16 protein-coding genes are annotated in these 18,394 nt (G+C 71.1%); 2 read left to right on the forward strand and 14 right to left on the reverse strand.

Annotated elements, in window-relative coordinates; all coding sequences use genetic code 11:
- Positions 1 to 3 precede the first annotated feature (3 nt).
- The gene (locus tag AC0B9F_RS01050; protein WP_471998093.1) at positions 4 to 573 is read right to left on the reverse strand and encodes a dienelactone hydrolase family protein; all 570 of its coding nucleotides are present in this window, start codon (positions 571 to 573) and stop codon (positions 4 to 6) included.
- Positions 574 to 651: 78 nt separating this feature from the next.
- Here AC0B9F_RS01050 and AC0B9F_RS01055 point away from each other — a divergent pair, with 78 nt between their 5' ends.
- Complete coding sequence (locus tag AC0B9F_RS01055; protein WP_471998094.1) at positions 652 to 1,764, forward strand: mechanosensitive ion channel family protein; 1,113 nt, start codon at positions 652 to 654, stop codon at positions 1,762 to 1,764.
- Between the two features lie 284 nt (positions 1,765 to 2,048).
- On the opposite strand, the gene AC0B9F_RS01060 is transcribed toward AC0B9F_RS01055, so the two are convergent.
- The 6 genes from AC0B9F_RS01060 to AC0B9F_RS01085 form a co-directional block, all read right to left on the reverse strand.
- Positions 2,049 to 2,789 carry an SDR family NAD(P)-dependent oxidoreductase gene (locus tag AC0B9F_RS01060; RefSeq protein WP_471998095.1) on the reverse strand — a complete coding sequence of 247 codons (741 nt, stop codon included), beginning with the start codon at positions 2,787 to 2,789 and terminating at the stop codon, positions 2,049 to 2,051.
- Positions 2,790 to 2,825: 36 nt separating this feature from the next.
- Positions 2,826 to 4,412 carry a Na+/H+ antiporter gene (locus AC0B9F_RS01065; protein WP_471998096.1) on the reverse strand — a complete coding sequence of 529 codons (1,587 nt, stop codon included), beginning with the start codon at positions 4,410 to 4,412 and terminating at the stop codon, positions 2,826 to 2,828.
- A gap of 140 nt (positions 4,413 to 4,552) precedes the next feature.
- On the reverse strand, positions 4,553 to 5,023 hold the full coding sequence (locus AC0B9F_RS01070; protein ID WP_471998097.1) for a GNAT family N-acetyltransferase: 471 nt from the start codon (positions 5,021 to 5,023) through the stop codon (positions 4,553 to 4,555).
- The gene (locus AC0B9F_RS01075) at positions 5,020 to 5,964 is read right to left on the reverse strand and encodes an RluA family pseudouridine synthase (RefSeq protein WP_471998098.1); all 945 of its coding nucleotides are present in this window, start codon (positions 5,962 to 5,964) and stop codon (positions 5,020 to 5,022) included. Before AC0B9F_RS01075 ends, AC0B9F_RS01070 begins: the two co-directional genes overlap by 4 nt.
- A gap of 63 nt (positions 5,965 to 6,027) precedes the next feature.
- On the reverse strand, positions 6,028 to 6,627 hold the full coding sequence (lspA, locus tag AC0B9F_RS01080; protein WP_471998099.1) for a signal peptidase II: 600 nt from the start codon (positions 6,625 to 6,627) through the stop codon (positions 6,028 to 6,030).
- A gap of 70 nt (positions 6,628 to 6,697) precedes the next feature.
- Positions 6,698 to 8,293 (reverse strand): TraR/DksA family transcriptional regulator, encoded by a 1,596-nt coding sequence (locus AC0B9F_RS01085; RefSeq protein ID WP_471998100.1) that lies wholly within the window; start codon positions 8,291 to 8,293, stop codon positions 6,698 to 6,700.
- A 613-nt stretch (positions 8,294 to 8,906) separates the two neighbouring features.
- Here AC0B9F_RS01085 and ileS point away from each other — a divergent pair.
- Positions 8,907 to 12,050, forward strand: a complete 3,144-nt coding sequence (gene ileS, locus AC0B9F_RS01090) for an isoleucine--tRNA ligase (protein WP_471998101.1) — start codon at positions 8,907 to 8,909, stop codon at positions 12,048 to 12,050.
- 191 nt (positions 12,051 to 12,241) lie between these two features.
- Here ileS and AC0B9F_RS01095 read toward each other — a convergent pair whose 3' ends face one another.
- The 7 genes from AC0B9F_RS01095 to AC0B9F_RS01125 all read right to left on the reverse strand — a co-directional run bounded on the left by AC0B9F_RS01095 (position 12,242) and on the right by AC0B9F_RS01125 (position 18,275).
- Positions 12,242 to 13,387 (reverse strand): DivIVA domain-containing protein, encoded by a 1,146-nt coding sequence (locus AC0B9F_RS01095; protein WP_471998102.1) that lies wholly within the window; start codon positions 13,385 to 13,387, stop codon positions 12,242 to 12,244.
- A 52-nt stretch (positions 13,388 to 13,439) separates the two neighbouring features.
- Entirely contained in the window at positions 13,440 to 13,730 is a 291-nt protein-coding gene (locus tag AC0B9F_RS01100) for a YggT family protein (protein ID WP_471998103.1), read from the reverse strand.
- 51 nt (positions 13,731 to 13,781) lie between these two features.
- Positions 13,782 to 14,423 (reverse strand): cell division protein SepF, encoded by a 642-nt coding sequence (locus AC0B9F_RS01105; RefSeq protein ID WP_471998104.1) that lies wholly within the window; start codon positions 14,421 to 14,423, stop codon positions 13,782 to 13,784.
- 128 nt (positions 14,424 to 14,551) lie between these two features.
- A complete protein-coding gene (locus tag AC0B9F_RS01110; RefSeq protein ID WP_471998105.1) occupies positions 14,552 to 15,271 on the reverse strand; it encodes a YggS family pyridoxal phosphate-dependent enzyme in 720 nt (239 codons plus the stop codon).
- Positions 15,272 to 15,277: 6 nt separating this feature from the next.
- On the reverse strand, positions 15,278 to 16,006 hold the full coding sequence (gene pgeF / locus AC0B9F_RS01115) for a peptidoglycan editing factor PgeF (protein WP_471998106.1): 729 nt from the start codon (positions 16,004 to 16,006) through the stop codon (positions 15,278 to 15,280).
- Entirely contained in the window at positions 16,003 to 17,202 is a 1,200-nt protein-coding gene (ftsZ, locus tag AC0B9F_RS01120; protein ID WP_471998107.1) for a cell division protein FtsZ, read from the reverse strand. Before ftsZ ends, pgeF begins: the two co-directional genes overlap by 4 nt.
- A gap of 278 nt (positions 17,203 to 17,480) precedes the next feature.
- The gene (locus tag AC0B9F_RS01125; RefSeq protein WP_471998108.1) at positions 17,481 to 18,275 is read right to left on the reverse strand and encodes a cell division protein FtsQ/DivIB; all 795 of its coding nucleotides are present in this window, start codon (positions 18,273 to 18,275) and stop codon (positions 17,481 to 17,483) included.
- Positions 18,276 to 18,394: the final 119 nt, after the last annotated feature.

Raw genomic sequence — 18,394 nt, forward strand, 5'->3', positions numbered from 1 at the left:
GACCTACAGACTGCCGAGGAAGCCGAGCGCCACCTGCCAGGTGGCCTCGGCGGCCTCCGCGTCGTAGTCCGGCAGACCGGGGTCGGTGTAGAGGTGACCGGCCCCCGCGTAGCGGTACACCTCGACGTCCGCACCGGCCCGGCCCATCTGCAGATACCAGGCGTTCAGCCAGTCGTCCGTCTCGAACGGATCCGGCTCCGCCACGTGCAGCTGCACCGGCAACTCGTCCACCTGCGCGTTCGGCGCGATGTCCGACGTGCCGTGCAGCAGGAGCAGCCCGCGCGCCTTGTCGTCGCCGAGGGCGAGAGTCTGCGCGATGGACGCGCCCAGCGAGAAACCGGCGTACACCAGGCCCCGCTCCGAGTAGGGCGCGGCGGCCAGCACGGCCCGCTTGAGCAGCTCGTCCTTGCCGAGCTCCTCCTTGTACGCCATGCCCTCCTCGACCGTGTCGAAGGTCCGTCCCTCGAAGAGGTCCGGGGTCCACACCTCGTGTCCGGCTTCCCGCAGCCGGTCCGCGGCCTCGCGCACCGCGGGGCGCAGGCCGTAGGTCGAGTGAAAGAGCATGATGTTCATGACCTCAATGGTGCCGTACCCACCAGGCCCCGGAACTCACATGTTCATCAGCCGCCGGGCCCGGTTAGGAGCGGAGGCATGGAAGACGTACTCCGCCCACTGATCGTCATCGGGGGCTCAGTCGTCCTCACCCTGGCCACCGGCTGGGCCACGGACCGGCTGCTGCACAAGGCCGACGCCCGCACCCCGCACACCCCGCTGTGGGGTCTGCTGCGCCGGGGCCGCATCCCCTACCAGGTCGTGCTGTGCGCCGCCCTGCTCAGAGGGTCCTACGTCCAGGCGGGGGTACTGCCCCACCACCGGGTCGGCGTCGGACGGACGCTGACCCTGGTGCTGATCGGCTCCACCGCGTGGCTGGTGATCCGGATCGCCGCCGCGGTCGTCGAGTCCTCCTACACCCGCTACGCCAGCGCCCGTGCGCACCGCGACCCCGCCCGGGTCCGCCGGGTGCGCACCCAGGTGACGCTGATCATGCGGGTGGTGTCGGCACTCGTCGGTGTGGTGGCGGTCTCCGCGATGCTGCTGACCTTCCCCGAGATGCGCGCGGCCGGCGCCTCGCTGCTGGCCTCCGCCGGCATCATCGGCGTGGTCGCCGGTGTCGCCGCCCAGTCCACGCTGAGCAACATGTTCGCCGGCTTCCAGATCGCCTTCGGCGACATGGTGCGCATCGGGGACACCGTCGTGGTGGACGGCGAGTGGGGCACGGTGGAGGAGATCACGCTGACCTTCCTGACCGTGCGGACCTGGGACGAACGCCGGATCACCATGCCGGTGTCGTACTTCACGTCCAAGCCGTTCGAGAACTGGTCGCGCGGCACCCCGCAGATGACCGGCACCGTCTTCTGGCACCTCGACCACTCCGCGCCGGTCGACGCGATGCGCGAGAAGCTGCGGGACATCCTGCGCGAGTGCCCGGCCTGGGACGGCCGCGACTACAGCCTGGTCGTCACCGACTCCACGCCCAACACCCTCCAGGTGCGGGCCCTGGTCACGGCCAAGGACGCCGACGACATCTTCATGGTGCGGGTCACCGTCCGCGAGCAGATGATCGCCTGGCTGTGCGACCACCACGCCTACGCCCTGCCCCGCGTCAACACGGCGGACGCCGTACGCCCACCGGGCGTCCCGTCGGCCCGCACCACACACCGCGCCTACGAGACGACTCCCCCCTCGGGCTCCGGCCGCGGCTGACGACGCCCCGCAGCCGCCGACGGCGGGAAGGGGCCGGGGTGGGGGGTACCCGCCCGCAGCGTCCGGCACCGACCAACAGCGAGCGCGTCGGAAACGGCCGGCCGGACCGAGGACGGACACCCCCCACCCCGGCCCCGACCCACAACGCACCGCAGGCGCGACCAGCCACCCACCGGACAGCAACGGGCCGCCGCAGGCATCAAAGGGGCGCGGGGAACGGCGCGACCAGCCACAACGAAACCCGCAGACGACCACGCACCCAGCGCCGCAGGCACCCGCAGGCATCAGTGGCCGCGCTCAGCCCCCCCATTGACCTGGATGATCTGCGAGGTCACATGCGCGGCCCCCGCCGAGGCCAGCCAGTGCAGCGTGGCCGCCACATCGCCCGGCGTCCCCGCCCGCCCGTTCGACGTCTCCGCGATCCGCAGCGCCCGCCGCTCGTCGGTCATCGTGTCCCCGAAGAACTCGGTGTCCTCGATGTAGCCGGGCGCGACGACGTTCACGGTGACCCCGCGCGGCCCGAGCTGCCGGGCCAGGTCATGGGCGTACGGATGCAGCGCGGCCTTGGCCGCCGCGTACGCCCCGCTGCCCGAACCCCGGTAGGCGGCGATGGAGCTGAGGAAGAGCACCCGGCCGCCGGGGTCGGCGAGCCGGTCCCTGAGCGCTTCGGTGAGCAGGGCCGCGGTGAGCGTGTTCTGCCGGAAGTTGAGGTTCCAGTCGTAGGCGACCCGCTCCAGCGGGTCCTCGCTCCCGCTCGCGGGCTCCAAATAGCCGGCCCCGCCCGCACTGTGGATCAGCACGTCCACCGTGCCGAACTCGTCGGCGACGAACCGCTCCACGCGCCGCACCTCGGCCGGCTCGGCGAGGTCGGCGGCGAACGTCAGCGCCCCCGGCACCCCGGCCTTCTCGAGCACCTCGGCCCGGCGCCCGAGCAGCAGCACCTGGTCCCCGTCCCCGGCGAACACCCGCGCCGCGGCGAGCCCGATCCCCGTTCCTCCACCACTGATCACCACGTTGCGCGTCATGATCCGATCATAGGCACGGGTCTCCCTGAGGGTGTGTCAGCGAAGTGAACGTACGTCCAGGTGCCGCAGCACCCGGTCCACGATCTCCGGGTCCGCGCCCGGTTCGCTGCGCGCCGCCAGCACCTCGTGCCGCGCCGCGCTCAGCATCTCCTGCTGGATCCTGCGCACCCGCTTCAGCCGCCGCACCCGCTGCTCGTGCGCCTCGCGCCGCTCCTCCTCACCGATGTCCGGGCTGATGCGCACCCCGATGTCGAAGGCCCGGCGCAGCATCTGCTCGGACAGTTCCTCCGGCAGCTCCTCCACCGTCTCGATCTCCCGCAGCCGCCGCTTGGCCGCCTTGGCCGCGCGCACCGCCAGTTCCTTCTCGAAGTCCTTCTCCCGCTCGGTGTCGGCCCGCACGCCGAGCCGCTTGACCAGCCACGGCAGGGTCAGCCCCTGCACCACCAGCGTCGCCATGATCACCCCGAAGGCGATGAACACGATCTCGTCGCGGTCCGGGAAGGGCCCGCCGGCGTCCGTCTTCAGCGGCACCGCCAGCGCCAGCGCCACGGAGGCCACCCCGCGCATCCCGGACCACCACATGACGACGGTCTCCCGCCAGCTCATCGGGATGTCCTCGTCGTAGTCGCGCCGTGCGTGCAGCCGCTTGGTCAGCCAGGTCGCCGGCAGCAGCCACGCCAGCCGCACGAGGATCACCACGCCGACCACGGCGCCGGCCCAGCCGAGCATCTCGCCCCAGCGCCCGGACGCGGTGCGGATCGCGTTGTGCAGCTCCAGCCCGATCAGCCCGAAGGCGACGCCCGTGACGAGCGTGTCGACGATGTCCCAGAAGGTGTGCCCGGCGAGCCGCGTCATCACGTCGTCGGCGTCCGTCGCGTACTCCGCGAGGAAGAGGGCCGTCATCAGCACGGCCAGCACTCCCGACCCGTGCAGTTCCTCGGCGAGCACATAGGAGGCGTACGGCACCAGCAGGGACAGCCCGATCTGCAGGGTGGCGTCGCCGAGCAGGTCCATCAGCTTGTTGGCGCCCCAGCCGAGCGCCAGGCCGATGGCGACCGCGACGACGGCGGAGAGCAGGAAGTCCAGCCCGGCCCGCCACGGCGAGAAGGTGCCGCTGACGGCGGCGGCGATGGCGACGTGGTAGAGCACGATGGCCGTCACGTCGTTGAACAGGCCCTCGCCCTCCAGGATCGACACCAGACGGCGCGGCAGCCCGAGCTGACCGGCCACGGCGGTCGCCGCCACCGGGTCCGGCGGCGCGACCAGCGCGCCCAGCGCGACCGCGGCGGCGAGCGGCAGTCCCGGCACGATGGAGTGGGCGACGGTGGCCACGCACAGCGTGGTGACGAACACCAGCGCGACCGCGAGCAGGAAGATGGGCCGTCTGTTGGCCGCGAACTGCCGCCAGGACGTCCGCCGCACGGCCGCGTACAGCAGCGGCGGCAGCAGCGTGGGCAGGATCAGCCCGGGCGGGATGTCGACATTCGGCACGAAGTCCAGTACGGCGAGGACGACGCCGAGGATCGTCATCAGCACCGGCGCCGGCAGCCCCCACCGGTCCCCGGCCGGGACGCTGATCACGGCCCCGAGCAACAACACGAACAGCAGGGCCAACTGATCCACGGTCAGCGCTCCGGAGACGAGACGACGGGGCTACGGGAGCTGGGCGATCAAGCACGTCCAGACGTCCAGCGTGCCACGCCTGCCGCTTTGCCGCCCTCAGCACACGGAGTACCCCGGCGGCCGGCGAGCGCGCCCGCCGCTCACAGCACGCGGCGCATCGCCCGGTGCGGGATGCCCGCGTCGGGGAACTCAGGGCCGTACACCTCGTAGCCGAGGCGCTCGTAGAAGCCCAGGGCGTGGGTCTGCGCGTGCAGGTCCACGGCCCCGAGGCCACGCGCGCGTGCCGCCTCCTCGATGGCCCGCACCAGCGCCGCGCCGACGCCGAGGCCGCGCGCCGCCCCGGTCACGGCGAGCCGGCCGAGGGAGCCGACCGCCGGGTCGCCGCCGTTCTTGGCCGCGGCGGCCTCGCCGTACAGCAGGCGTCCCGTGCCGAGCGGCACGCCGTCCGCGCGGACCGCGAGCACATGCACGGCGTCCGCGTCGTAGGCGTCGTACTCGATGTCCTCGGGTACGCCCTGCTCGCGGACGAAGACGTCCTTGCGCACCGCGAAGCACGCCTCACGGTCGGCGGGGTCCTCGGCGACCCGCACCTCGTACACCGCGCCGCTCACGCGTACGTCTCCTCACGGACCTGGTCGAGGGCCTTCTGCAGGTCCTCCGGGTAGTCGCTGGCGAACTCCACCCAGTCACCGCTGCCCGGGTGCTCGAAGCCCAGCCGTACGGCGTGCAGCCACTGGCGGGTGATGTGCAGCCGCTTGGCGAGGGTGGGGTCGGCGCCGTAGGTGAGGTCGCCGACGCAGGGATGGCGGTGGGCGGCCATGTGGACGCGGATCTGGTGCGTGCGGCCGGTCTCCAGCTTCACGTCGAGCAGGGAGGCCGCGCGGAACGCCTCGATGAGGTCGTAGTGCGTGACGGACGGCTTGCCCTCCGCCGTGACCGCCCACTTGTAGTCGTGGTTCGGGTGGCGGCCGATGGGCGCGTCGATCGTGCCGCTGGTCGGGTCCGGGTGGCCCTGGACGAGCGTGTGGTAGCGCTTGTCGACCGCGCGCTCCTTGAACTGGCGCTTGAGCGAGGTGTACGCGTACTCCGACTTGGCGACGACCATCAGGCCGGACGTGCCGACGTCCAGGCGGTGCACGATGCCCTGGCGCTCGGCGGCGCCGGAGGTGGAGATCCGGTAGCCGGCCGCGGCGAGCCCGCCGATGACCGTGGGGCCGCTCCAGCCGGGGCTGGGGTGGGCGGCGACGCCGACCGGCTTGACGATCACGACCACGTCGTCGTCGTCGTGCACGATCTCCATGCCCTCGACCGGCTCGGCGACGATCTGCACCGGCGCGGGCGCCTGCGGCATCTCGACCTCCAGCCAGGCCCCGCCGCTCACGCGCTCCGACTTGCCGACCACCGCCCCGTCGACCATGACCTTCCCGGCCGCGGCCAGCTCGGCCGCCTTGGTGCGGGAGAAGCCGAACATGCGGGAGATGGCGGCGTCGACGCGCTCGCCCTCCAGGCCGTCGGGCACGGGCAGGGTGCGGATCTCGGGAAGCGTGCTCACCCGTCGAGTATGCCGGACGGGTCCGGCAACGCCGTACGGCGCCTGTGGACGACCCCGGCTCGCTCAGTCCTCGTGGACAGTGCCGTCCGGGTCGAGCCCCTTGAAGGACAGCAGCACGATCAGGATGCCGCCGCACACGATCGCCGAGTCGGCGAGGTTGAACACGGCGAAGTGCTTGGGCGCGATGAAGTCCACGACCGCGCCCTCGAACACGCCCGGCGCCCGGAAGATCCGGTCGGTGAGGTTGCCCAGCGCGCCGCCGAGCAGCAGGCCCAGCGCGATCGCCCAGGGCAGGCTGTACAGCTTGCGCGCGAGCCGGGCGATGACGACGATCACCGCCGCCGCGATCACCGTGAAGATCACGGTGAAGGCCTCGCCGAAGCCGAACGCGGCGCCCGCGTTGCGGATCGCGTCCAGCTTCAGCCAGTCGCCGACCAGCTCGATCGGCGCGTGGTGCTCCAGCTTCGCGACCACCAGCAGCTTGCTGCCCAGGTCGAGGAGGTAGGCGAAGGCGGCGACCGCGAACAGCACGGCGATCCGCCGCCTGCCCCTGGGCCGCGCGTCGGCGCCGGCCGGCCCGCCCGGACCGGACGACTGGTCCGGTCCGGATCCCGGCGCCTCAGGAGTCTCCGGCGTACCGATGATGCGCTCCGCCTCTGCCACGTGAGTCCCTCAACCTAGGTGCCTGACTGAGCACGAGGGTACGGCACGCCTACCGGCGCCCCGGTCCCCCTCAGTACCTGCGCTCCTGCTTCTGCTTGCACTCCACACACAGGGTGGCCCGCGGGAACGCCTGCATGCGGGCCTTGCCGATCGGGTTGCCGCAGTTCTCGCACAGGCCGTACGTGCCCGCGTCGAGCCGTTCCATCGCGTGCTCGATCTGGGTGAGCATCTCGCGCGCGTTGGCGGCCAGCGCCAGCTCGTGCTCGCGGGTGATGTTCTTGGTGCCGGTGTCCGCCTGGTCGTCGCCGGCGCCGTCGCCCGAGTCGCGCATGAGCCCGGCCAGGGACTTCTCCGAGGAGTCCAGCTCCGCGCGCAGCCGGTCCCGCTCGGCCTGCAGCTCCGAACGGGCGTCCTCGACCTCCTCGGGGGTCCAGGGGTCCTCGCCGGGGCGCACCGCCAGCTCGCCGGGCTCCGCCGCGGCGACGCGTGCCTTGGGAACGGCGGTCGTGGCCGCCGTGGCCGTGCCAGGAGTCTTCTTCGCAACCACCGTCGTGGCTCCCGTCTGCTCCGCGGCCTCAGCCGCGCCCGCCTTCTTGGCCGTGCTCTTCTTACGGGTCGTGCTCTTACCCGCGCTCTTCACAGGGGCCGCGCCGGTCGCGCCGCGGGTTGTGCCCGTGCCGGCGGCCGCGCCGTGGGGCGTGGACTCGCCGGCGGCATCGGCCGGGGCCGGGGCTCGGGCCGGTTTCCCTGCGGCGACCCTGCGAGCCGCGACCTTCCGAGCCGCGGTCTTCCTGGCCTGGGACGTCTCGGGCGGGGGCGACTCGGCGGCCCCCTTCTTGGCGGCGCCCTCGGTCACCGCGGTGGTCTTCTTCGCCGTCGGCTTCCCCGCCGGCGTCCTTCCCTCCGTGGCCTTTCCCGCCTCGCTCTTCTTGCCGGCTGCCTTCTTCGACGCCGCCGTCTTCTCCGCCTTCTTCTCCGCCGCCGTCGCCTTCTCGGCAGCCGTCGCCCTCTCCGCCGCCGTCCTCTTCTCCGCCCCCTTGGCCGGGGCCGCAGTCTTGTGCGCCGCCGCCTTCGATGGGGCCGCAGTCTTGTGCGCCGCCGCCTTCGGTGCCGCCGCCTTCTTCTCCGCCGTGGCCTTCGGTGTCGCCGTCGCCTTCTTGGCCGCGGTCCTCCCCGTCGCCGACGTCTTCTCTGCCCCGGAAGACCGCGCGGCAGACCTCCCCTCCGCAGATCTCCCCTCCGCGGACGCCTTCGTCCGCGGTGCCTTCCTGGCGGGCGCCTTCTTGGCGGACGCTTTCTGCCCGGCCGCCTTCTGCGCAGCGGCATCCTTCACGACCGCCTTCTTCACGACCGCCTTCTTGACGGCCGCCTTCTTCACGACCGCCTTCTTGGCGGCCGTCTGGTTGACTGCCGTCTTGTCGACGGCCGTCTTCCTCACTGCCGTCTTCTTCGCGGCGCCCGTCGCAGCCGATGTCTCCCCCGGCAGCGTCCCCGCGCCGCTCGTCGCCGCCGCGACCTTCTTCCCGGCCGCTTTCCCTGCGCCCGCTCTTCCCGCAGCCGTCTTCCCCGCGGCAGCGGTCCCGCTCACGTCCTTGGCCGCACCGCCGGAGGCCTGCGTGGGCTCGCGGGACGCCGACTGCTGTACGGCGGTCTTTTTCGCCACCATGGCCGCGGCCCCTTCACATATTGTGATCTTGCTCGCGAATCGTGCTGGGACGATAAATCGACTTGAGTCCCGCGGCAACGGGGCACGCCGCCCGATTCGCCCACCCCGCGCCCCCCGCGCGGCAGGTCTGCATGCGTTGTGCCCAGCTCTCCGCCGGGTATGCCGCGCAGCCGCAGGTACCGGAATCCGGCCACCCGGCCCCTGACCATTCGGGTCACCACCGCGGCCCCGGCGCCCCTCCTCCCACGCGGGAAAACCGGGGGCCACGGGAAAACCGGTCGGCCGCTGTCCGTGCGGCGCCGTACACTGGGCTGAGCGAAAAGCGTGGATGGGGACGAGTAGCGGCGTACGCAGCCCAGAGCGACCCGGGGACGGTGTGAGCCCGGGGGCGAGCGCGACGTGAAGATCACCCCGGAGCCGCCGGAAGAACACCCCCGCAGGGGCCAGTAGACCCGGCATCGCGACCCCAATGAGGGGGCTCACCGGCGCATACGACGCACCGGAGGGCCAAGGAGGGTGGTACCGCGGGAGCGCGCCGACAGCGGCGTAAGGCACGACAAAGGCTCTCGTCCCTCCGACGGAAGGCAGAAAGTCCGTTGGAGGAAGCTCGCAGATGACAGCGCCGACGTACCGCCAGGTACCCGCTCAGGTCGACCTGCCCGCGCTCGAGCACGCGGTGCTCGACTTCTGGCGCGAGCAGAAGATCTTCGCCAAGAGCCTGGAGCAGTCCGAGGGCCGCCCCGAATGGGTGTTCTACGAGGGGCCGCCCACCGCCAACGGCATGCCCGGCGCGCACCACATCGAGGCGCGCGTCTTCAAGGACGTCTTCCCCCGCTTCCGCACCATGCGCGGCTACCACGTGGGCCGCAAGGCCGGCTGGGACTGCCATGGCCTGCCGGTGGAGCTGGCGGTGGAGAAGGAGCTGGGCTTCTCCGGCAAGCAGGACATCGAGGCGTACGGCATCGCCGAGTTCAACGCCAGGTGCCGAGAGTCCGTCACCCGGCACACCGACGCCTTCGCCGAGCTGACGACCCGCATGGGCTACTGGGTCGACCTCGACGACGCCTACCGGACCATGGACCCCGAGTACGTGGAGTCCGTCTGGTGGTCGCTGAAGGAGATCTTCAACAAGGGCCTCCTCGTCCAGGACCACCGCGTCGCCCCCTGGTGCCCGCGCTGCGGCACCGGCCTGTCCGACCACGAGCTCGCCCAGGGCTACGAGACGGTCGTCGACCCGTCCGTGTACGTCCGCTTCCCGCTGACCTCCGGCCCGCTGGCCGGCGAGGCCGCGCTGCTGGTGTGGACGACGACCCCGTGGACCCTGGTGTCCAACACGGCCGTCGCCGCGCACCCCGAGGTCACCTACGTCGTCGCGACCGACGGCGAGGAGAAGCTGGTCGTCGCCGAGCCGCTGCTCGCCAAGGCGCTCGGCGAGGGCTGGGAGAGCACCGGGCAGACCTTCACCGGCGCCGAGATGGAGCGCTGGACCTACCAGCGTCCCTTCGAGCTCGTCGAGTTCCCGGAGCCTGCGCACTTCGTGGTGAACGCCGAGTACGTGACCACCGAGGACGGTACGGGTCTGGTCCACCAGTCCCCCGCCTTCGGTGAGGACGACCTCAAGGTCTGCCGCGCCTACGGCCTGCCGGTGGTCAACCCGGTCCGCCCGGACGGCACCTTCGAGGAGGACGTGCCGCTGGTCGGCGGCGTCTTCTTCAAGAAGGCCGACGAAAAGCTCACCGAGGACCTCCAGCAGCGCGGCCTGCTCTTCAAGCACCTGCCGTACGAGCACAGCTACCCGCACTGCTGGCGCTGCCACACGGCGCTGCTGTACTACGCGCAGCCGTCCTGGTACATCCGCACCACGGCGATCAAGGACCGCCTGATCGCGGAGAACGAGAAGACCAACTGGTTCCCGGAGACGGTCAAGCACGGCCGCTTCGGCGACTGGCTGAACAACAACATCGACTGGGCGCTGTCCCGCAACCGTTACTGGGGCACGCCGCTGCCGATCTGGCGCTGCGAGGACGACCACCTCACCTGCGTCGGCTCCCGCGCGGAGCTGACGGCGCTGTCCGGCGCCGACCAGTCCGGGCTGGACCCGCACCGCCCCTACATCGACGACGTGACCTTCGCCTGCCCGCACGAGGACTGCGGCAAGGCGGCCACGCGCGTGCCGGAGGTCATCGACGCCTGGTACGACTCGGGTTCGATGCCGTTCGCGCAGTGGGGCTACCCGTACAAGAACAAGGAGCTGTTCGAGAGCCGGTACCCGGCGCAGTTCATCTCCGAGGCGATCGACCAGACCCGCGGCTGGTTCTACACGCTGATGGCGGTCGGCACGCTCGTCTTCGACCAGTCGTCGTACGAGAACGTCGTCTGCCTGGGCCACATCCTCGCCGAGGACGGCCGCAAGATGTCCAAGCATCTGGGCAACATCCTGCAGCCGATCCCGCTCATGGACCAGCACGGCGCGGACGCGGTGCGCTGGTTCATGGCGGCCGGCGGCTCCCCGTGGGCGGCGCGCCGCGTGGGTCACGGCACCATCCAGGAGGTCGTCCGCAAGACGCTCCTCACGTACTGGAACACGGTCGCCTTCCAGGCCCTGTACGCGCGCACGACCGGCTGGGCGCCGAGCGAGGCCGACCCGGCGCCGGCCGAGCGCCCGCTGCTGGACCGCTGGCTGCTCAGCGAGCTGCACGCGCTGACCGACCAGGTCACCCAGGCCCTGGAGGCCTACGACACCCAGCGCGCCGGCAAGCTGCTCTCGGCGTTCGTCGACGACCTGTCGAACTGGTACGTGCGCCGCTCGCGCCGCCGGTTCTGGCAGGGCGACAAGGCGGCGCTGCGCACGCTGCACGAGGTGCTGGAGACGGTCACCAAGCTGATGGCGCCGATCACCCCGTTCATCACCGAGCGGGTGTGGCAGGACCTGGTCGTCCCGGTCACCCCGGGTGCGCCGGAGTCCGTGCACCTGTCCGGCTGGCCCGAGGCGGACCTGTCGGCGATCGACCCGCGGCTGTCGCAGCAGATGCTCCTGGTGCGCCGGCTGGTGGAGCTGGGCCGCGCCACGCGCGCCGAGTCCGGCGTGAAGACGCGTCAGCCGCTGTCCCGGGCGCTGATCGCGGCGGCGGGCTTCGACGCGCTCCACCCCGAGCTGCACACGCAGATCACGGAGGAGCTGAACGTCTCCGCGCTGGCCTCGCTGTCCGAAGTCGGCGGGTCGCTGGTCGACACGACGGCGAAGGCCAACTTCCGGGCGCTGGGCAAGCGGTTCGGCAAGCGGGTGCAGGACGTGGCGAAGGCGATCGCGAACGCCGACGCGGCGGCGCTGTCGCTGGCGCTGCGCGAGGGCAGGGCGTCGGTCGAGGTCGACGGCGAGACGGTCGACCTCGCGCCGGACGAGGTGATCATCACGGAGACGCCGCGTGAGGGCTGGTCGGTGGCCTCCGACTCCGGTGCCACGGTGGCGCTGGACCTGGAGATCACGGAGGAGCTGCGGCAGGCGGGCCTGGCCCGTGACGCGATCCGCCTGATCCAGGAGGCCCGCAAGAACAGCGGCCTGGACGTCGCGGACCGGATCGCGCTGCGCTGGGTCTCGACCGACCCGGCGGTGATCGCAGCGCTGGCCGAGCACGCGGAACTGATCGCGGAGGAGGTCCTGGCGACCGACTTCGCCCAGGGCGAGGCGGACGGCAGCTTCGGTGAGCCGTTCACCGACGAGGGACTGTCTCTCACGTTCCGGCTGCGCAAGGCGTAAGCGCCGAGCGGATCGAGAAGGGCCCGGTCTCCCCTTCAGGAGGCCGGGCCCTTCTTCATGTGCGCGGTCGGTTCAGTCACTGTGCGCGGTTCCTCGCGCGCACAAAAAGGGCGGGCCCCCAGGACCGAAGTCCCAGGGGCCCGCCCTGATGACGTTGCCGACGCCGTTGTCGTACTCGTCTCAGCGGCCTGTCAGTTGTCGTCCTCGTCGATGAGGAAGCCGCGCATCGGCGACGGGGCCTGGCCCATCGGGGACGGGCCCTGCGGGCGGACCGGCGCCATCGGCTGGGTCATCGCCGGCGACATCTGCTGCTGGCCGCCGTAGGACGGACCGGACTGGGAGGAGTTGCCGCCCATCGTCTGGTTGCCGCCGTACGACGGGGCGCTCGCGCCGGCCGGAGCCATGGAGGGCGCCGGGGACGGCGGCAGCGACGCGGTCGCCGGGGTGCGCGGCGGGGCCAGCGAGTCGTCGGCCTGGGTCTCCAGCTGACGCAGCTGCGACTCCAGGTACGACTTCAGTCGCGTGCGGTACTCGCGCTCGAAGCCGCGCAGGTCCTCGACCTTGCGCTCCAGCGTGGCGCGCGCGGACTCCAGGGAGCCCATGGCGACGCGGTGCTTCTCCTGCGCGTCCCGCTCCAGGGCGTCGGCCTTGGCACGGGCGTCACGCTCGAGGCCCTCGGCACGCGAACGCGCCTCGCCGACGATCTTGTTGGCCTCCTGACGGGCCTCCGCGATCGCCTGGTCGGCGGTCTGCTGGGCCAGCGACAGGACACGGGCGGCGCTGTCGCCACCGGGACCCTGACCCATTCCACCGGGACCCTGACCCATCGGACCGGGGCCGCCCATGGGGCCGCCCATCGGGCCGCCGGGGCCCATCTGGCCCTGCATCTGACCCTGCATCTGGCCCTGCATCGGGCCCTGGCCCATCGGACCCGGACCCATCTGGCCGGGACCCTGCGGACCCTGGCCACCCGGGCCGGCGGGCAGCTGCGGGGCACCGCTCGGCAGCTGGGGCGGGCCACCCATGGGGCCACCCATCTGCTGCGGCGGGCCCGATATCCCGGCGGGCACCGGCTGGCCGGGACCTCGCATGCCCTGCGGCGGCTGCTGCTGCTGGTCCTGCTGGTCTTGAGGCTTGCGCATGTTCTGCTGGTTCTGCGCGGCCGCGCGCGTGGCGGCGGCCAGCTTGGCGCGCAGGTCCTCGTTCTCGCGGAGCAGGCGGGTCAGTTCGGCTTCGACCTCGTCGAGGAAGGCATCGACCTCGTCCTCGTCATAGCCTTCTCGGAGGCGGACGGTCGTGAACTGCTTGTTCCGCACGTCCTCGGGGGTCAACGGCATCTCTTCACCTCAACGTAGTCATCGGCAGTCGGCAAGACCGTATCGTCCACATTCACCTCGCGAAGCTGCCCACGAGGGAGATCAGGATGTAGACGATGATCATCAGTACGAAGAAGGACAGGTCGAGCGCCACGCCCCCGAGACGCAGCGGCGGAATGAACCGCCGCAGAAGCTTCAGCGGTGGATCGGTGACAGTGTAGGTGGCCTCCAGGACGACCACCATCGCCTTGCCGGGCTGCCACGAGCGGGCGAACTGGAAGACGTAGTCCATGACCAACCGGAAGATCAGCACGATGAGGAACACCATCAGCGCGATGTAGATCACCTGCGCGAACACGCTCATGGCTGGTGCTTCCCTCTCCCCTGTTTCGTACTGCGTTTCCGGTCAAGCGTCTCAGCTCTGGTTGAAGAACCCGCCTTCTGCGATGCGGGCCTTGTCCTCCGCCGTGACATCGACGTTAGCAGGCGACAACAGGAACACCTTCTGCGTCACCCGCTCGATGCTGCCGTGAAGACCAAACACCAGACCGGCCGCAAAGTCGACAAGTCGCTTCGCGTCTGTGTCATCCATCTCAGTCAGATTCATGATCACCGGGGTGCCCTCACGGAAGTGTTCCCCGATGGTACGGGCCTCGTTGTAGGTCCGCGGGTGAAGTGTGGTGATCCGGTACGGCTCTCGTTCCGACACGACCTTGGGCATGATCACCGGTGCGTTCTTCTCCAGGGACTGACGTTCTTGTGTGATGGATGACACGGGCGCGATGCGCGCCGGGCGGCTGGATTCCGCGGGGAGCGAAGCGGCGCGTGCCACCGGCTCGCGAGGGGCGGGCGGTTGGACGATTCGCACGTCTTCGTCCCTTTGGGACTGATGTGCACCGTGCGACTGGTGGGACGGCTCGTGCCGTCGGTGATCCCGCTCGGGCTCCGGGTCCAGCTCGGGCTCGAAGTCGTCGTCGGGGTCGAATCCCCGGCCGTCGTACCCATCGTCCTCCACGAGGCCGAGGTAGACCGCCATCTTGCGCATCGCGCCGGCCATTCTCTGAGTCCTCCGCTCTGTGGTGGATCGGCTCACGCTGCCGAGTGCCTGCGATCCACGTGGTCCTTCTGCCCGCCTTTCAGCGGAAATGACCATATTTTCTGCTGTGGTCCGACTTCTTGGCGACGTTACCCGAGCCTGGGTCGGACTCCGAGTACCGCCGTACCGACGCGCACATGTGTCGCCCCGGCCGCCACGGCCTCCTCGAGGTCCGCACTCATCCCTGCCGAGACCATGGTTGCAGCCGGATGGGCTCGGCGCAGGTCGGTCGACAAATCCATCAACCGCCCGAACGCCTCGCGTTGGCGACCGGCGTACTCCCCGGTGAGCGGGGCGACGGTCATCAGGCCGTCGAGCCGCAGCCCCGGCGAGGCGGCGACGAGGTCGGCCAACTCTTCGATTCCCGCGGGAGCCACACCCCCGCGCTCCCCTCTCCCGCTCACGCCCGCGTCGAGCGCGACCTGGAGGAGGCAGCCGATCTCCCGCCCGGCCCGCACGGCCTCCTTCGACACGGCCGTGACGAGCTTGGCACGGTCGACGGACTGCACGACATCGGCATAACCGACCACGGAGCGCACCTTGTTGGTCTGCAACTGACCGACGAAGTGCCATTGAAGGGGCAGATCCGCGCAGGCGGCGGCCTTGGGAGCGGCGTCCTGGTCGCGGTTCTCGGCGACATGGCGCACCCCGAGCTCCGCGAGCATCCGCACATCGCTCGCCGGATAGGTCTTGGTGACCACGATCAGGGTCACCTCGTCGCGCGGGCGCCCGGCGGCCGCGCAGGCGGCGGCGATGCGCTCCTCCACCTTCGCCAGGTTTCCGGCGAGTTCGTCCTTACGGTCCGTCATGCCCCATCAGTCCAGCCACACATAGCCCGCGAGCCGCCCGGTGGTGCGGTCGCGGCGGTACGAGAAGTGGTCGCGCGACTCGCGCGTGCACACCGGCGAGTGCTCCCGGTCGCGCACCCCGAGCCGCTCGAGCTGCGCGTGCACGCCGGCGCTCACATCGAGCGCCGGTGTGCCCCAGCTCGTCTCGGCGTACGCCGCCGGTTCGACGGCGGCCACCTCGGCGCGCATCTCCTCGGGAACCTCGTAGCACCGGCCGCACACCGCGGGTCCGGTGCGGGCGACGATCCGGGACGGTTCGGCGCCCAGTTCCATCATCGCGCGCAGCGCGGCGGGCACGACTCCGGCGACCATGCCGGGCCGTCCCGCGTGGGCCGCGGCGACGACCCCGGCGACCGGGTCGGCGAGCAGAACGGGGGTGCAGTCGGCGGTGAGCACGGCGAGGGCGAGGCCGCGCCGGGTGGTGACGAGCGCGTCCACCTGCGGAACGGGCCGCTCCCCCCACGGCTCGTCGACCACGGCGACGTCGTCGCCGTGCACCTGGTTCATCCACACCACCCGCGCCGCGTCCAGTCCGAGGGACTTCGCGGCGAGCTCCCGGTTGGCGGCGACGGCGCCGGGGTCGTCGCCGACCGCGCCGCCGAGGTTGAGCTCCTCGTACGGAACGGCGCTCACCCCGCCCCACCGGTCGGTGAAGGCGAAGTGCGCGCCGCTCACGGTGTCGCGCTGTCCTATCACTTCAGGAAGTCCGGGACGTCCAGCTCCTCGGCGGCGCTGTCCGCGTAGGTGCGCGGCGCCGGCGGGACGGGCGGGGCGACCGGGATGTCGGGCGCGGGCTCGGGGGAGGGAGCGGGCTCCGGCTCCTCCTTGGGCTTGACGCTGCCGAGCGAGCCGAAGCTCGGACGGCTCTCGGGCTGCCGTACCGGTGTGGGCTCCTCACGCTTGGCCGAGGAGGAGCCGAGGACGTTGTCCCGCTTGGCCGGGGGCTGGCCGCCGTCGAAGCCGGCCGCGATCACGGTGACCCGCACCTCGTCGCCGAGGGCGTCGTCGATCACCGCGCCGAAGATGATGTTGGCCTCGGGGTGGGCGGCCTCGCTGACCAGCTGGGCGGCCTCGTTGATCTCGAACAGACCGAGGTCGGAGCCGCCGGAGATGGACAGCAGCACGCCGCGGGCGCCGTCGATGGACGCCTCCAGCAGCGGGGAGGAGATCGCCATCTCGGCCGCGGCCACCGCGCGGTCGTCGCCGCGGGCCGAGCCGATGCCCATCAGCGCCGAACCGGCCTCGGACATGACCGACTTGACGTCGGCGAAGTCGAGGTTGATCAGGCCGGGGGTGGTGATGAGGTCGGTGATGCCCTGGACACCGGAGAGCAGGACCTGGTCGGCCGACTTGAAGGCGTCCAGGACCGAGACCTGGCGGTCCGAGATGGACAGCAGCCGGTCGTTGGGGATGACGATGAGGGTGTCGACCTCTTCGCGGAGTTCGGCGATGCCGTCCTCGGCCTGGTTCGCGCGGCGCCGTCCCTCGAAGGTGAACGGGCGCGTGACCACGCCGATGGTGAGGGCGCCGAGCGAGCGTGCGATGTTGGCCACGACGGGTGCGCCGCCGGTGCCGGTGCCGCCGCCTTCACCGGCCGTCACGAAGACCATGTCGGCCCCCTTGAGGACCTCCTCGATCTCCTCGCGGTGATCCTCGGCGGCCTTGCGGCCGACGGCCGGATTGGCTCCGGCGCCGAGTCCCCGGGTGAGTTCACGGCCGACGTCGAGTTTGACGTCGGCGTCGCTCATCAACAGAGCTTGCGCGTCGGTGTTGATGGCGATGAACTCGACGCCCTTGAGACCGACCTCGATCATCCGGTTGATGGCATTGACACCACCGCCGCCGACACCGATGACTTTGATGACTGCGAGGTAGTTCTGCGGTGCTGCCACGTCGAAGGCCTCTCGCCTCGAGTTACGTGTCGCCGTCTCGCGTTGTGGCGCGCTCCGGCGACTGATGCCGAATGGGACGGTCCGAATCGCCGACCCGAACCCTAACCCTGAAGTTTAGGGTTACCAGTGTGTCTGTTCCTTGGAGTCTTCTGAACAGGACACTAAGTCGACAAGTGGCGCACGTTCAACGAACACGCCGAACCTCCCGTTTTTCTTTTCACCCTATGTGATCAGCCGTAGCGCTGCCCAACCAGGGTGCTGGCCTGCGCGAATGTGCGTCAACTTCCCGCTGACGCGGGGGCGGTGGGGACACTCACGTCGAAGTGCCGTGCGCGTGGGGCGGCTTTCATCAGCGCGGTCAGGGTACGGGCCTTCAGGGGCCCCTTCTCGGCACTCCCCCAGGCCACCGTGCGGTTGCCGCCCAACTCCAGCGAGATGTCGTCGTAGGAACGGACCTTGACCACACGGGTCTCGTGCGCCACGGCGGCGGGAAGGGCGCCCGCCACGGACACCGCGGCGCGCACCAGCCGGCCCTCGCCGAACCGGCGCAGGCTCGCGGTGGCGGAACCCGGTTGAGCGGTCATCAATTGCAGCAGCGGAGCGCCTTTAATCGGCTCGGAAATCGTGGCAAAACGGACACCTTCCGCGTCCACTTCCACGAAGTTTCTGCCGTTTTGCACGAGCAGAACCGGAGTTCGCTCCACCACTTTCAGCGTGATTCCGTGCGGCCAGGAACGCTCCACGTCCACGGTGTCGATCCGCAGGAGTTTCCGGCGCAGCCGCGCCTCGATCGCGTCGGTGTCGACCGACGCCAGCGGTGCGTCCAGCGGCACGTGCGCCACCTCGCGCACCTGCTGCGGCGTGAGTTCCCGGGTGCCGGAGACGGTCACCCGCTGCACGCGCAGCCACTGGGAGCCGTAGAGCGCCCACAGGGCGCCCGACGCGACCAGGACGAACGCCAGCGAGAGAACGATGATCATACGAAGCCGGCGCCGCCCCAGCCTGCGGACCAGGGGCGGGCCGGACGACTCCTGCTGGCGTTCCCCGCGCTCGGCGGTGGTGGGTCCGGCCACGCGCACTCCTTTCGAGGCCCGTTCGCCTCCGGGGCGGCACGGCCGGCGCCGGGAGGCCGGCCGCGCTCAGCCCTTCGGGCCCGTGCGCGCTCCAGCTCCCGGCACCGGCGCGCCCCTTC

The sequence above is a fragment of the Streptomyces sp. NPDC097129 genome (assembly GCF_055668065.1).